Annotated in this window: 13 protein-coding genes and 5 tRNA genes; 1 reads left to right on the forward strand and 17 read right to left on the reverse strand. The window is 59.7% G+C overall.

What is annotated here, in order from left to right; genetic code table 11:
• Positions 1-39 precede the first annotated feature (39 nt).
• The 12 genes from CPH57_RS02515 to miaB all read right to left on the reverse strand — a co-directional run bounded on the left by CPH57_RS02515 (position 40) and on the right by miaB (position 11,724).
• The gene (locus CPH57_RS02515; RefSeq protein ID WP_033642164.1) at positions 40-744 is read right to left on the reverse strand and encodes an FMN-dependent NADH-azoreductase; all 705 of its coding nucleotides are present in this window, start codon (positions 742-744) and stop codon (positions 40-42) included.
• 147 nt (positions 745-891) lie between these two features.
• Complete coding sequence (gene rihA, locus CPH57_RS02520) at positions 892-1,824, reverse strand: pyrimidine-specific ribonucleoside hydrolase RihA (RefSeq protein ID WP_033642165.1); 933 nt, start codon at positions 1,822-1,824, stop codon at positions 892-894.
• 113 nt (positions 1,825-1,937) lie between these two features.
• A complete protein-coding gene (locus tag CPH57_RS02525; RefSeq protein ID WP_063991092.1) occupies positions 1,938-2,663 on the reverse strand; it encodes an amino acid ABC transporter ATP-binding protein in 726 nt (241 codons plus the stop codon).
• The gene (gene gltK, locus CPH57_RS02530) at positions 2,663-3,337 is read right to left on the reverse strand and encodes a glutamate/aspartate ABC transporter permease GltK (protein ID WP_015376945.1); all 675 of its coding nucleotides are present in this window, start codon (positions 3,335-3,337) and stop codon (positions 2,663-2,665) included. Before gltK ends, CPH57_RS02525 begins: the two co-directional genes overlap by 1 nt.
• Positions 3,337-4,077 carry an amino acid ABC transporter permease gene (locus CPH57_RS02535; protein ID WP_004939979.1) on the reverse strand — a complete coding sequence of 247 codons (741 nt, stop codon included), beginning with the start codon at positions 4,075-4,077 and terminating at the stop codon, positions 3,337-3,339. Before CPH57_RS02535 ends, gltK begins: the two co-directional genes overlap by 1 nt.
• A 216-nt stretch (positions 4,078-4,293) precedes the next feature.
• On the reverse strand, positions 4,294-5,190 hold the full coding sequence (locus tag CPH57_RS02540) for an amino acid ABC transporter substrate-binding protein (RefSeq protein WP_096242002.1): 897 nt from the start codon (positions 5,188-5,190) through the stop codon (positions 4,294-4,296).
• Between the two features lie 394 nt (positions 5,191-5,584).
• Positions 5,585-7,114 (reverse strand): apolipoprotein N-acyltransferase, encoded by a 1,530-nt coding sequence (gene lnt, locus CPH57_RS02545; RefSeq protein ID WP_060423584.1) that lies wholly within the window; start codon positions 7,112-7,114, stop codon positions 5,585-5,587.
• A gap of 7 nt (positions 7,115-7,121) precedes the next feature.
• Positions 7,122-8,000, reverse strand: a complete 879-nt coding sequence (corC, locus tag CPH57_RS02550; protein ID WP_025301851.1) for a CNNM family magnesium/cobalt transport protein CorC — start codon at positions 7,998-8,000, stop codon at positions 7,122-7,124.
• Between the two features lie 84 nt (positions 8,001-8,084).
• Positions 8,085-8,558 (reverse strand): rRNA maturation RNase YbeY, encoded by a 474-nt coding sequence (gene ybeY / locus CPH57_RS02555; protein WP_004939970.1) that lies wholly within the window; start codon positions 8,556-8,558, stop codon positions 8,085-8,087.
• Positions 8,555-9,586 (reverse strand): PhoH family protein, encoded by a 1,032-nt coding sequence (locus tag CPH57_RS02560; RefSeq protein ID WP_172427999.1) that lies wholly within the window; start codon positions 9,584-9,586, stop codon positions 8,555-8,557. Before CPH57_RS02560 ends, ybeY begins: the two co-directional genes overlap by 4 nt.
• Before the next feature lie 258 nt (positions 9,587-9,844).
• Positions 9,845-10,180, reverse strand: coding sequence for a zinc ribbon domain-containing protein YjdM (locus CPH57_RS02565; RefSeq protein ID WP_096242004.1), 336 nt, complete (start codon positions 10,178-10,180; stop codon positions 9,845-9,847).
• A 119-nt stretch (positions 10,181-10,299) separates the two neighbouring features.
• The gene (miaB, locus tag CPH57_RS02570; RefSeq protein ID WP_033642169.1) at positions 10,300-11,724 is read right to left on the reverse strand and encodes a tRNA (N6-isopentenyl adenosine(37)-C2)-methylthiotransferase MiaB; all 1,425 of its coding nucleotides are present in this window, start codon (positions 11,722-11,724) and stop codon (positions 10,300-10,302) included.
• A 197-nt stretch (positions 11,725-11,921) separates the two neighbouring features.
• On the opposite strand from miaB, the gene ubiF reads away from it, so the two are divergent.
• Positions 11,922-13,103: a 3-demethoxyubiquinol 3-hydroxylase gene (gene ubiF, locus CPH57_RS02575; RefSeq protein ID WP_089191295.1), complete on the forward strand. Its 1,182-nt coding sequence runs from the start codon at positions 11,922-11,924 to the stop codon at positions 13,101-13,103.
• Positions 13,104-13,191: 88 nt separating this feature from the next.
• Here the strand turns inward: ubiF and CPH57_RS02580 are convergent.
• From CPH57_RS02580 to CPH57_RS02600, 5 genes are all read right to left on the reverse strand, one after another.
• Positions 13,192-13,266: transfer RNA gene (locus CPH57_RS02580), tRNA-Gln, on the reverse strand.
• A gap of 4 nt (positions 13,267-13,270) precedes the next feature.
• Positions 13,271-13,347, reverse strand: a tRNA-Met gene (locus CPH57_RS02585).
• Between the two features lie 41 nt (positions 13,348-13,388).
• Positions 13,389-13,463 (reverse strand) — tRNA-Gln (locus CPH57_RS02590).
• 44 nt (positions 13,464-13,507) lie between these two features.
• Positions 13,508-13,582 (reverse strand) — tRNA-Gln (locus CPH57_RS02595).
• 30 nt (positions 13,583-13,612) lie between these two features.
• Positions 13,613-13,697: transfer RNA gene (locus CPH57_RS02600), tRNA-Leu, on the reverse strand.
• Positions 13,698-13,711: the final 14 nt, after the last annotated feature.

Genomic DNA, 13,711 nt, shown 5'->3' on the forward strand with positions numbered 1-13,711 from the left:
GACGTCCCCCGCCGCGGCGGGGGACGCTGACGTTTACCGTTAACGGAACAGTTTCTTCAGCAGGTTGCTCAGGAAACCGCCGCTGACGGCTTCTTGGGCGACGTTTGCCGGCGCCGGTGCGCTGGCCGGGACGGCGACGCCGGCCGGGATTTTCTGCGCGACCGCGATGCGGCTGTCCTGGGCGGCTTTCTCCGCCGCTTCCGGGCCGTAGGCGAAGCCTTCCGCCAGCACGAATTCAACGTCGGTGATGCCGATAAAGCCCAGGAACAGTTTCACGTACGGGGTGATCAGATCCGTCGGCGTGTCGGCGTGGATGCCGCCGCGGCTGGAGATGACGATCGCTTTCTTGCCCGTCACCAGCCCTTCGGCGCCGGCGGAGGTGTAGCGGAACGTCTGACCGGCGCGGGCGATCAGATCGAAGTAGATCTTCAGCTGCGTCGGGATGTTGAAGTTGTACATCGGGGCGCTGATGATCAGCGTGTCGTGCGACTTCAGCTCGGCAATCAGCTCATCGGACAGCGCCAGGGTGCTTTGCTGATGCGGCGTCAACGGTTTGTCGCCGGCGGTAAAGCCGGCCATCACTTCGCCATCCAGCTCCGGCAGCGTTGGGTTGGCCAAGTCGCGCACGGTGAAAGTGTCTTCCGGATGAGCTTCACGCCATTGTTCAACAAAAAAATCGACTAATTTTCCAGACTGGGAATATTCACCCAGAATACTTGATTTCAGGACCAGTACGCGGCTCATTGGCTTATCTCCAGGCGAAGTGTAATTGGTAACGATGTCAATCGGTGTAAACGCATGGTAGAGGCAAGCCATCAACAGTGATAGCGCAAAAATTCGCTGAGTTAAATCAAAAAAGTTGAATGAGGGCGCGAGCGCGCCCCGAGAGGATTAATAACGCGCGACGCGCTCGGCCAGCAGATCGATAAAGCCTGCGCGATCGATGCCGGTCAGCACTTCCACGTTGGCCGCGTTGCCGGTTTGCTGGAAATAGTCCACCACCGTCATGCCGACGGTGTACTCCCCTTTGGTTTCCACACCGACCCAGCGTTCAACGCCGGTAAACAGCTGCGGCGCCAGCAGCCAGGCGATGGTGCAGGGATCGTGCATCGCCGCGCCAGGCAGGCCGCGCGGGTGGCTGAGATACAGCGGCAGGTAAAAATCGAGCATCTCCGCCACCGCCTGCGCGACCGGATTGGCTATCTGACGAATGCGCTCGATATCCTGCGGCAACACCAGCGCCTGATGGGTGACGTTCAGCCCAGCCATGGTCAGCGGCACGCCGGATTTCAACACCATCTCGGCGGCTTCGGGATCGACGAAGATATTGAATTCCGCCACCGGCGTGGTATTGCCGGCATTCATGCCGCCGCCCATAAACACGATGCGCTCGATACGGCTTTTCAGCTCGGCGTGCTGGGCCAACAGCAGGGCGATGTTGGTCATCGGGCCGGTCACCACCAGGGTGATTGGCTGCGGGCTGGCGCGCAGCAGGTCGGCGATCAGCTCGACGGCGCCGCGGGGATCGGGTTTGAGGGCCGGCGTCGGCAGGTGGGTGTTGCCCATGCCGGTTTTGCCGTGGACATAGTCGGCGATCACCAGCTCGCGCATCAGCGGGCGAGCGGCGCCGGCGGCGACAGGGATGTCCTCGCGCTGCATCAGGGTCAACAGACCCAGCGCGTTATGCAGGGTTTTCTCCGGCGTCTGGTTGCCGGCGGAGGTGGTGATGGCTTTGACGTCCAGCTCCGGCGAGCGCAGCGCCATAGCCAGCGCGATGGCGTCGTCGAGGCCGGGATCGCAATCGATGATAATAGGGCGGGGCATGTTCTTTCTCCTCTGTTTGTTATCCGGCGAGCATCGGATCAAAAACGAGGAGATACAAGCGCTTTTCGTGCCGGGAGAAAAGATGCGCCCCTGGCGGGGCGCATAGTGAGAACTTAGTGCAGGATCTTGGCGAGGAAGTCCTTGGCGCGATCGGACTCGGGGTTGTTGAAGAAATCGTCTTTGTTGCGGTCTTCGACGATTTTGCCTTCGTCCATAAAGATCACGCGGTTCGCCACCTTGCGGGCGAAGCCCATTTCGTGGGTCACCACCATCATGGTCATGCCTTCGTTCGCCAGCTCGACCATCACGTCCAGCACTTCGTTGATCATTTCCGGATCGAGCGCCGAGGTCGGTTCGTCGAACAGCATGGCGATCGGATCCATGCACAGCGCGCGGGCGATGGCGACGCGCTGTTGCTGGCCGCCGGAGAGCTGACCGGGGAACTTGTTGGCATGGGCGGACAGGCCGACGCGTTCCAGCAGCTTCAGGCCCTTCTCGCGTGAGGCGGTCTTGTCGCGCTTGAGCACTTTTACCTGCGCCAGCGTCAGGTTGTCGATGATAGACAGGTGCGGGAACAGCTCGAAGTGTTGGAACACCATGCCGACCTTGGCACGCAGCTGCGCCAGGTTGGTTTTCTTGTCGTTGACCGGCGTGCCGTTCACCAGGATGTCGCCCTGCTGGATCGGCTCGAGGCCGTTGACGGTTTTGATCAGGGTGGACTTGCCGGAACCTGAAGGACCGCAGACGACGACCACTTCGCCTTTTTTCACTTCGGTGGTGCAATCGGTCAACACCTGAAAGTGACCGTACCACTTAGAAACATTTTTCAGGGATATCATCAAACAGTCCTTTTCTTCAAATAGCTTACCAGCGCCGAGGCGGCGAGGCTGATAACAAAATAGACAAAGCCGGCGAACAGGATCATTTCAACCTGGGTGCCGTCGCGTTCGCCGATGGTCGACGCGGTGCGGAAGAAGTCGGCCAGGCTCAGTACGTAAACCAGCGAGGTATCCTGGAACAGTACGATGCCCTGGGTCAGCAGCAGCGGCACCATGGCGCGAAACGCCTGCGGCAGGATCACCAGCCGCATGGATTGCCAATGGGTCATGCCCAGCGCCAACGCGGCGGAGGATTGGCCGCGCGAGATGCTGATGATACCGGCGCGGATGATTTCCGAGTAATAGGCCGCTTCAAACAGGGAAAAGGCTACCATAGCCGAGATCAGGCGAATATCGGTTTTCGGCGACAGGCCTAGAACCTGTTGTAATAAGCTTGGAACCACCAGATAGAACCACAGCAGCACCATCACCAGCGGCACCGAGCGGAACAGGTTAACATACAGGGTGGCGAACCAGCTGATGGGCTTGAACGGCGACAGACGCATCACCGCCAGCACGGTGCCCCACAGAATGCCGACCACGATGGCGGTCACGGTGATCTTCAGCGTGATCGCCATGCCCTGCAGCAGATAAGGGAAGCTTGGGACGATCGACGCCCAGTCAAATTCGTACATTATTTACTCCCCAGGTTGCCAGGCAACTGCACTTTCTTTTCGACCAGACGCATAAACAGCATGATCACGGCGTTGATGCCGATATAAGCCAGCGTAATGGCGGTAAAGGATTCATAGGCGTGTGCGGAGTAATCCAACAGCTTGCCGGCCTGTGCGGCCATGTCCACCAGTCCGATGGTGGAGGCGATGGCGGAGTTTTTGACCAGGTTGAGCATCTCCGAGGTCATCGGCGGCACGATAACCCGGTAGGCGTTCGGCAACAGCACGTAGCGGTAGGTTTGCGGCAGCGTCAGGCCCATCGCCAACCCGGCGGCTTTCTGGCCGCGCGGCAGGGATTGAATGGCGGCGCGCACTTGCTCGCAAACGCGGGCGGCGGTAAACAGCCCCAGACAGAGCATGGAAGAGACGAAGAACTGCACGTTGGGATCCAGCTCGGTCTTGAACCAGGTGCCGATATTGGCCGGCAACAGCTCGGGGATCACCAGATACCAGGTAAAGAATTGCACGATCAGCGGCACGTTGCGGAACAGTTCGACGTAACAGGTGCCGAGAGTGGAAAGAAAGCGGTTGGGCACGGTACGCAAGATACCGAACAGCGAACCGACGAAGAAAGCGATAATCCATGCACAGACGGAGAGGGCCACCGTGACCTGAAAGCCGGACCAGATCCAGCCGAGGTAAGTGGTGTTCCCAAACGGGGCCTGCTGCAGGAAGATACCCCAGTTCCAATCTATTGACATAACAAACTCCGATAAACGGGCGCAGGGCGCCGAAGAGTGATGACTTGATAGGCGCCGATCGCCGTGCGGCCAGTCGGGCTGGCTTGTTGTGTGCGGAGATCGGTGACGCGCCTTGGGGAAAATGAGGGAGGGGAACGGCCCCCCTCATTCCTGTCTGTCCCAGTCATCAACTGGGCCGGTTTGGCTTGGCGGCCGCCCCGGCTTTATTCTATTGAGTTAGTTCAACGCTTTGTCGTTAGGCGCTTTGAACAGCTGCTTCATGTCGTCCGAGAGTTCGAAGTTCATGTTGAGGTTTTTCGGTGGAATAGGCTGCTTGAACCATTTGTCAAACCACTTGGCCGCTTCACCGGAGGTTTGCGCCTGGGCGATGGTGTCATCGACCAGCTTTTTGAACTCAGGATCGTCTTTGCGCAGCATGCAGCCGTAGGCTTCTTTCGACTGCGGCGTGCCGATGATTTCCCACTGATCCGGCTTCTTGGCCTTGGCGCGCTCGCCCGCCAGCAGGGCATCGTCCATCATGAAGGCCACCGCGCGGCCGCTTTCCAGGGTGCGGAAGGAGTCACCGTGGTCTTTGGCGCTGATGATGCGCATGTTCATTTTGTCGCTGTCGTTCAGCTTGTTCAGCAGCACTTCGGAGGTGGTGCCGGAGGTGACCACCACCGGCTTACCGGCCAGGTCTTTAAAGTCTTTGATGTCGGAGCCTTTTTTCACCAGCAGACGGGTGCCGACCACGAAAATGGTGTCGGAGAAGGCGGCCTGCTTTTGGCGCTCTACGTTATTGGTGGTGGAGCCGCACTCGAAGTCATAGGTGCCGTTTTGCAGCAGCGGGATGCGGTTCTGCGAGGTAATCGGCAGCATTTTCACCTGCAGATTCGGTGCATTCAGCTTTTTCTTAACGGCTTCAACGATTTGGTTGGAGTAGTCCTGAGAGTAGCCCACAACTTTTTGTTGGTTGTCGTAGTAGGAAAAGGGCACTGACGATTCGCGGTGGCCGACAACGATAACGCCGTTGTCTTTGATTTTCTTCAGCGTACCGGACAGGTCTTCCGCATGCGCCACGCTACCTGCCATACCGAGCAGCAGTAACGATAACGCCAATTTACGCATTTGCATGGTCCAACTCCTTTGCTGTTGTGGTGGCTCTGACTAAAGAGCGTCAGGTTAAATCGACTATTTATTGCTCAAGTTATAAAGATAGTCTTAGAACGGATAGCCGTTAAAAAATAACCGATTGTGAATATCTTGAAACTAAAATGTTTCATTTTTTGAGACGCCGCGCGCACCAAATCAATGCAACCAAACCCCGACGCACCTGCATGGTGCATTCGGCGCCTCCAAAATGTGCACGGGTGCGACAAAACGTCAGCAAAAGTTAACCGACGTGCGATGTCACCTTAGATAAAGCAAGGAGTGTGCCAGCCGCGTTGATTTAACGACGTTTTCTGACCGAGGTGGGGGAACGTTTACGGAAACGCGGGGCGCGGCGGGCGCGCCCCGGCGAAGAGGACTATTTGCGGCGCAGGCCCAACATCAGCGCCCAGCCGCCCAGCAGCAGGGTTATCACCCACAGCGGCGTGGCGCCGAAACGCGCGTAAGGCGTGACGCCGGTGGTCGGCGTGACCTTCACTTCGAGCACCTGACGGGTAAACTGCGGGATCTCGGCGATCACCTCGCCGTTCGCATCCACCGCGGCGGTAACGCCGTTGTTGGTGCTGCGCAGCAGCGGCCGGCCGAGCTCCAGCGCCCGCATGCGCGCCATCTGGAAGTGCTGCCACGGGCCGATGGAGTGGCCGAACCAGGCATCGTTGGAGATGGTCAGCAGGAAGTTGGTGTCCGGGCGGAAGTTATCGCGCACCTGCTGGCCCAGCACGATTTCGTAGCAGATGGCCGCCGTCAGGTTGTACCCGCGCACGCTGAGCTGCGGCTGCACGTAGTCGCCGCGGCTGAAGGAGGACATCGGCAGATCGAAGAACGGCGCCAGCGGCCGCAGCAGGGTTTCCAGCGGCACGAACTCGCCGAACGGCACCAGGTGGTGCTTGTTGTAGCGATCCTTGGCCGGGTAGCTGTACGGCGTCGGTTCGCCGAGCACGATGGCGCTGTTGTAGATCTGCTGGCCCTGTGGCGTGGCGCGCACGTCGACGATGCCGGTGATCAGGCTGCTGTTTTTCGCCCGCATCAGGTCGTCCATCATAGTCAGGAAGCCGTTCTGGTTGGCTTCATAATCCGGGATGGCGGACTCCGGCCAGATGACGATCGGCGCCTTGCCCACGTACGGACGGGTTTCGTCCAGATAGGTTTGCAGCGTGCTGACCAGCGCTTTCGGATCCCATTTCATCGACTGCGCGATGTTGCCTTGCACCATGGCGACGTTCACCGCTTTCTCCGGCTGCGGAGTAAACCACTGCAGCTGGCGCAGCGGCCACGGCAACAGCAGCAGCGCGGCAGCGATGATCGCAGCCGACAGGCGGCGCTGATTGACGGCGTACACCAGCAGGCCGGCGATGGCCATCAGCACAAAGGTGATGGCGTCGACGCCCAGCAGCGGCGCGATGCCCTTCAGCGGGCCGTTGATCTGGCTATAGCCGAACTGCAGCCACGGGAAGCCGGTCAGCACCCAGCCGCGCAGGAATTCGGTCACCTGCCACAGCGCCGGCGCGGCGATGGCCAGCCGCCACCAGCGGGTGGCCGGCCACAGGCGCGTCAGCAGCCCGGCGAACAGCCCGGTATACAGCGACAGGTAAGCGGCGAGCAGCACCACCAGGAAGACGTTGACGGCGAAAGGCATGCCGCCGAAATCGGCGATGCTGACATACACCCAGTTGATGCCGCTGCCGAACAGCCCGAAGCCCCAGACAAAGCCGAGCAGGGCAGACTGTTTGGTGGTGCGATTGAGGGTAACGGCCAGCAGGCCGAACAGGGAGACGATGGCCGCGGGCCAGAAGTCGTAGGGCGAGAACGCCAGCGTCCCGCCGGCACCTGACAACAGCGCCAGCAGGGCGCGAACCCGCTGGCGTTCAAGTAATGAGGCTTTAGCCATGTTGGATTTAATCTTCCAGTTTCGGTGGTGGAGAATCGTCCGGAATTTTTACATGAACCTGGATAATACGTCGACTGTCGGCCATGGCAACTTTAAATAGGTAACCTTCGATTTCAATGGTTTCCCCGCGCGCCGGCAGGTGGCCGAAGGCCTGCATCACCAGACCGCCGATGGTATCGACCTCGTCGTCGCTGAAATGGGTGCCGAAGGCATCGTTGAAGTCTTCGATCGGGGCCAGCGCGCGCACGGTGTACATGTGGCGGCTGAGCTGGCGGATATCCAGATCGTCTTCGTCGTCGTATTCGTCTTCGATCTCGCCGACGATCAGTTCCAGGATATCTTCGATAGTGACCAGGCCGGACACGCCGCCGAATTCGTCAATGACAATCGCCATGTGATAGCGCTGGGAGCGGAACTCTTTCAGCATCCGGTCGACGCGCTTGCTTTCCGGCACCACCACCGCGGTGCGCAGCACCTTGTCGATGCTGAACGGCTCGGAGTCTGCGCGCATGAACGGCAGCAGATCCTTGGCCATCAGGATGCCTTCGATGTGATCTTTGTCTTCGCTGATCACCGGGAAGCGCGAGTGGGCGGAGTCGATAATCACGTCCAGGCACTCTTCCAGCGTCTGGTTGCGCTTGAGCGTCACCATCTGGGAGCGGGGGATCATGATGTCGCGCACGCGCTGCTCGGCGATATCCATCACGCCTTCCAGCATGTCGCGGGTATCGGGATCGATCAGGTCGTTTTGTTCGGAATCGCGGATCAGCTCGACCAGATCGCCACGGTTTTTGGGCTCGCCGTGGAACAACTGGTTAAGGATAAGAGTAAAGAACCCCTTCTTGGGACTGGGGCTGTCATTGCTTTGTGAATGGTCGTCGCTCATGGCGTTTTCGTTACTGTCACTCATGTCAGAGTTAAGGGGCGTCAGCGACAGCCCCGTTAGGGGCTGTAAGGTAAACGGCTGACGTCAGACGGGGTCTTTTTCCGCCAGGTACGGATCAGGATAGCCCAGTCCGTGCATGATTTCGGTTTCCAAAGACTCCATTTCTTCGGCTTCATCGTCTTCGATGTGGTCATACCCTAGCAGATGAAGGCTGCCGTGGACAACCATATGCGCCCAGTGGGCCTCCAGCGCCTTGCCTTGCTCAATCGCTTCCTGTTCAACCACCTGGCGGCAGATGATCAGATCGCCGAGCAGCGGCAGTTCGATGCCCGGCGGAGCCTCGAACGGGAAAGAGAGCACGTTGGTCGGCTTGTCTTTGCCGCGGTAGGTCAGGTTCAGCTCGTGGCTTTCCGCTTCGTCCACCAGACGCACGGTGACCTCGGCCTCTTCCTGAAATTGCGGCAGCACGCCTTCCAGCCAGCGCTGGAACGTGGCTTCATCCGGCAGGCCGTCGCTGCTTTCACAGGCAATCTGCAGATCCAAAATCACCTGACTCATGGTGTCTCCTGCTCGGAGGCGGCGAGCGCCTCGCGCTTACGTTGTTCGGCAATTGCGTCTTTGCGTTTCTGTTCGGCCGCTTCCCAGGCCTCATAAGCGATGACCACGCGGGCCACCACCGGGTGGCGCACCACGTCTTCGCTGTGGAAGAAGTTGAAGCTCAGTTCTTCCACGTCCGACAGCACTTCCACCGCGTGGCGCAGGCCGGATTTCTGGTTGCGCGGCAGGTCGATCTGGGTGACGTCGCCGGTGATGACCGCCTTAGAGTTGAAGCCGATGCGCGTCAGGAACATCTTCATCTGCTCGATGGTGGTGTTCTGGCTCTCATCCAGAATGATAAAGGCATCGTTCAGCGTACGGCCGCGCATATAGGCCAGCGGCGCGACTTCGATCACGTTGCGCTCAATGAGCTTCTCCACGCGCTCGAAGCCCAGCATTTCGAACAGGGCGTCGTACAGCGGGCGCAGATAAGGATCAACCTTCTGGCTCAGATCGCCCGGCAGGAAGCCCAGCTTTTCGCCGGCTTCGACCGCGGGACGGGTCAGCAGAATGCGGCGAATTTCCTGGCGTTCCAGCGCATCCACCGCGGCGGCGACCGCCAGGTAGGTTTTGCCGGTACCGGCCGGGCCGATGCCGAAGGTGATGTCGTGATCGAGAATGTTGGCGATGTACTGCGTCTGGTTAGGCGTGCGCGGTTTCACCATGCCGCGCTTGGTTTTGATGGTGACCGCCTTGCCGTAATCCGGCACGCTGTCCGCCACCTGTTCCAGCACCCGGCTCTCTTTGATCGCCAGATGGATTTGCTCCGGATCGATATCCGGGATCACGCCGCGAATCGGCGCGGTATCCACGTACAGATGGCGCAGGATATCGGCGGCGGCGACCACGCACAGGTTTTTGCCGACCAGCTTGAAGCGGTTGTCGCGACGATTGATTTCGATGCCCAATCGGCGCTCGAGTTGCTTGATGTTGTCATCAAACGGGCCGCACAGGCTGAGCAAACGCTTGTTGTCTGCGGGCTCCAACATAATTTCTTGTGTTGCGACGTTCAAACTATTCCTCTAGGTCACATCGGGCCTGGTTGATGTCACATAGCGCGTCCGGGACGCGCGCGTTCAGGGCGAGCCTGAATACTCTCTTTCTTGAATTATTCATGGTGCGCCGCAACGGCGCAAGTTTACCGCTGATCTATCTGTGCGCCGTCGGCGGAATTCAAGGGAAGATAAGGAAAAAACGCGGCGGGGCGCAAAGCCCGCCGCGTCATCATAGGACAAGGCCGCCGAGAATCAGTTCTTTTTCACGAACTCGGATTTCAGTTTCATCGGGCCGAAGCCGTCGATTTTGCAGTCGATGTTGTGATCGCCTTCCACCAGACGAATGTTTTTCACCTTGGTGCCGATCTTCAGCATCGAGGAGCTGCCTTTAACCTTCAGGTCCCTGATCACGGTGACCGCGTCGCCGTCCGCCAGCAGGTTGCCGTTGGCGTCTTTGACGATCAGCGCGTCCTGATCTTCCGCCGGGGCGCTGTCGCTCCACTCGTGGGCGCACTCAGGGCAGATGAACAGGGCATTGTCCTGGTAGGTGTATTCGGAGTTGCACTTCGGGCAGTGTGGGAGTTGCATGTTATGTCGCCTCTTCAACAATAAAAAATAAAAAAAGAACATCACCGGGCGCGGACGCCCGGCGGAGAAACGGTAAGGAGTTGCGCGAACGGGCGGCGATAATGCGAGCCGCCGCGGCGTCAGGGCTGGTAAATGCCGACGCCCAGCGCGTTTTCTTTGCGGGTACGGGCGATCACCGACTGCGGGGATTCATGTACGCGCAGATCCATCTGCTGTTCGGTGCGCACCACTGCGCCACGCAGGGTGTTGGTCAGCACCTCGGTAATTTCCACGTCGACAAACTGGCCGATCATGTCGGGCGTGCCTTCGAAGTTTACCACACGGTTGCACTCCGTGCGCCCGGCCAGCTCCATCACGCTTCTGCGCGAGGTGCCTTCCACCAGAATGCGCTGGACGGTGCCGAGCATGCGGCGGCTGAACTGCAGCGCCTGCTGGTTGATGCGATCCTGCAGAATATACAGCCGCTGTTTTTTCTCTTCTTCGCTGACGTCGTCAACCATGTCCGCCGCCGGCGTACCGGGGCGCGACGAATAGATGAAGCTGAAGCTAACGTCGAAGTTGACGTCGGCGATCAGGTTCATGGTCTGTTCGAAGTCGGCCTGGCTCTCGCCCGGGAAACCGACGATGAAGTCGGAGCTGAGCTGGATGTTCGGGCGCGCCTTGCGCAGCTTGCGGATAATCGCCTTATACTCCAGCGCGGTATGGGCGCGTTTCATCATGGTCAGGATGCGATCCGAACCGCTCTGCACCGGCAGGTGCAGGAAGCTGACCAGCTCCGGCGTGTCTTCGTACACCGCGATGATGTCGTCGGTGAACTCGATAGGGTGGCTGGTGGTGAAGCGAATGCGATCGATGCCGTCGATGGCGGCCACCAGGCGCAGCAGTTCGGCGAACGAGCAGATATCGCCGTCATGCGTGGCGCCGCGGTACGCGTTGACGTTTTGGCCGAGCAGGTTGACTTCGCGCACGCCCTGCGCCGCCAGTTGGGCGATTTCGAACAGCACGTCGTCGCTCGGGCGGCTCACTTCCTCGCCGCGGGTGTATGGCACCACGCAGAAAGTGCAGTATTTGTTGCAGCCTTCCATGATCGACACGAACGCGGTCGGGCCTTCGGCGCGCGGCTCCGGCAGGCGGTCGAACTTTTCGATCTCAGGGAAACTGATATCGACCACCGGGCTGCGGGTGCCCTGAACGTGGTTGATCATTTCCGGCAGGCGGTGCAGGGTCTGCGGGCCGAATACCACGTCGACGCAAGGCGCGCGGCTGCGAATCAGTTCGCCTTCTTGCGAGGCCACGCAACCGCCGACGCCGATGATGACAGACGGGTTCTTCTCTTTCAGCAAGCGCCAGCGCCCCAGCATGGCGAAAACTTTTTCCTGCGCTTTTTCACGGATCGAGCAGGTATTCAGCAACAGCACGTCCGCTTCCTCGGCGTTGTCGGTCCACTCGAAGCCGTGCGTGCTGTTCAACAGGTCGGCCATTTTCGATGAATCGTACTCATTCATCTGGCAGCCCCAGGTTTTGATATGTAGTTTTTTCGTCATTGACTTGCCATTACTCAGTGCGGAGCGAAAGTTGCGTTACGCGACATGCAGGGCGCGTATTGTAATCATTTGCCGCCGTTGTGACCAGCGCGGGGGAAAATGGCATGCAACCTGAAGCCGAAGCGAAAATCCGGTACACTGCGCAAAACGCCATGTCGGGTGGGATGGCGAGCATTCACATAGAAAACATAGCCAATATGAAGACATCTCAAAATCGGTACGACGCGGTGGTGGTGGGCGGCGGCATGGTCGGCGCGGCGGCGGCTCTGGGCCTGGCGCAGGCGGGCTGGTCGGTGGCGTTGCTGGAACATCAGGCGCCGCAGGCGTTCGAGGCGCAAAGCCCGCCGGACCTGCGCATTTCCGCTATCGGCTGCACCTCGGTGGGGCTGCTGAAACAGCTCGGCGCCTGGCCCGCCGTGACGGCGATGCGCACGGCGCCATATCGCCGGCTGGAGACCTGGGAATGGGCGTCGTCGCGCGTGGCGTTCGATGCGCTATCTCTGGGGCTGCCGGAGTTGGGCTTTATGGTGGAAAACCGCATTTTGCAGCTGGCGCTGTGGCAGCAGTTCGCACAGTGCGCCAATTTGACGCTGCTGTGCCCCGCCAGGCTGCAATCGCTGCAGCGGGCGGACAAGGCCTGGCAACTGACGCTGGACAGCGGTGAAACGCTGCAGGCGCGGCTGGTTGTCGGCGCCGACGGCGCCAACTCGCAGGTGCGCAAGCTGGCGGCGATCGGCACCAACGGCTGGCAGTATCGTCAGGCGTGCATGTTGATCACCGTCGATACCGGCGCGCCGCAGCAGGATGTGACCTGGCAGCGCTTCTTCCCGTCAGGGCCGCGCGCTTTCCTGCCGCTGTACGACAGCTGGGCGTCGCTGGTGTGGTATGACAGCCCGCAGCGCATTCGCCAACTGCAGGCGATGCCGCCGGCGCAGCTGGAGCGCGAGATCGCCGCCGCTTTTCCGGCGCGACTGGGCCCGGTCAAGGTGCATGCCGCCGGATCGTTCCCGTTGACGCGCCGTCATGCGCAGCGCTACGTGCTGCCGGGCCTGGCGCTGCTGGGCGATGCGGCGCATACCATCAACCCGCTGGCCGGGCAGGGCGTCAATCTGGGGTATCGCGATGTGGATGCCTTGCTGAACGTGCTGAGCGAGGCGCGGGAACAGGGAGAAGACTGGAGCGGCGAGGCGGTGCTGCTGCGCTATCAACGCCGCCGCCGTACCGACAATCTGTTGATGCAGAGCGGCATGGATCTGTTCTATACCGCCTTCAGCAATAACCTGGCGCCGCTGACCGTGGCGCGCAATCTGGCGCTGATGGCCGCGCAGCGGGCGGGCAAGCTGAAAGAGCATGCGTTGAAGTACGCCTTGGGATTGTAACCGACAGGGCTCAGCGGTGGCTGGGCCTATTTAAGGTTGGCTGAACGGCAGACAGCAAAAAGCCCGCCGAAGCGGGCTTTTCTAAATATGGCTGGGGTGCCAGGATTCGAACCTGGGTATGCTGGTATCAGAAACCAGAGCCTTACCGCTTGGCGACACCCCAATTATGGTGGCTACGACGGGATTTGAACCTGTGACCCCATCATTATGAGTGATGTGCTCTAACCAGCTGAGCTACGTAGCCGATGTTACTTTTTACTTCTTTGATTTGCAAGCAGTTTGTTATGGCTGGGGTACCTGGATTCGAACCAGGGAATGCCGGTATCAAAAACCGGTGCCTTACCGCTTGGCGATACCCCACCTGCAAACAAATCTTATGTTGAAACCCCGTTCCCGAAAGAATATGGCTGGGGTACCTGGATTCGAACCAGGGAATGCCGGTATCAAAAACCGGTGCCTTACCGCTTGGCGATACCCCATCAACATACTGCGCCGACGATGAAGAGAAATGGTGCGGGAGGCGAGACTTGAACTCGCACACCTTGCGGCGCCAGAACCTAAATCTGGTGCGTCTACCAATTTCGCCACTCCCGCAAATACAAAAAAGA

It is taken from the genome of Serratia sp. JKS000199 (assembly GCF_900215455.1).
In the GTDB taxonomy this organism is placed as follows: domain Bacteria; phylum Pseudomonadota; class Gammaproteobacteria; order Enterobacterales; family Enterobacteriaceae; genus Serratia; species Serratia ureilytica.

Coding starts and splice junctions, on each gene's coding strand:
- ybeY (WP_004939970.1), bottom strand. CDS start 8,558: ATGAGTCAGGTGATTTTGGATCTGCAGATTGCCTGTGAAAGCAGCGAC.
- CPH57_RS02535 (WP_004939979.1), bottom strand. CDS start 4,077: ATGTCAATAGATTGGAACTGGGGTATCTTCCTGCAGCAGGCCCCGTTT.
- gltK (WP_015376945.1), bottom strand. CDS start 3,337: ATGTACGAATTTGACTGGGCGTCGATCGTCCCAAGCTTCCCTTATCTG.
- CPH57_RS02565 (WP_096242004.1), bottom strand. CDS start 10,180: ATGCAACTCCCACACTGCCCGAAGTGCAACTCCGAATACACCTACCAG.
- corC (WP_025301851.1), bottom strand. CDS start 8,000: ATGAGCGACGACCATTCACAAAGCAATGACAGCCCCAGTCCCAAGAAG.
- CPH57_RS02515 (WP_033642164.1), bottom strand. CDS start 744: ATGAGCCGCGTACTGGTCCTGAAATCAAGTATTCTGGGTGAATATTCC.
- CPH57_RS02525 (WP_063991092.1), bottom strand. CDS start 2,663: ATGATATCCCTGAAAAATGTTTCTAAGTGGTACGGTCACTTTCAGGTG.
- ubiF (WP_089191295.1), top strand. CDS start 11,922: ATGAAGACATCTCAAAATCGGTACGACGCGGTGGTGGTGGGCGGCGGC.
- rihA (WP_033642165.1), bottom strand. CDS start 1,824: ATGCCCCGCCCTATTATCATCGATTGCGATCCCGGCCTCGACGACGCC.
- CPH57_RS02560 (WP_172427999.1), bottom strand. CDS start 9,586: ATGTTGGAGCCCGCAGACAACAAGCGTTTGCTCAGCCTGTGCGGCCCG.
- lnt (WP_060423584.1), bottom strand. CDS start 7,114: ATGGCTAAAGCCTCATTACTTGAACGCCAGCGGGTTCGCGCCCTGCTG.
- miaB (WP_033642169.1), bottom strand. CDS start 11,724: ATGACGAAAAAACTACATATCAAAACCTGGGGCTGCCAGATGAATGAG.
- CPH57_RS02540 (WP_096242002.1), bottom strand. CDS start 5,190: ATGCAAATGCGTAAATTGGCGTTATCGTTACTGCTGCTCGGTATGGCA.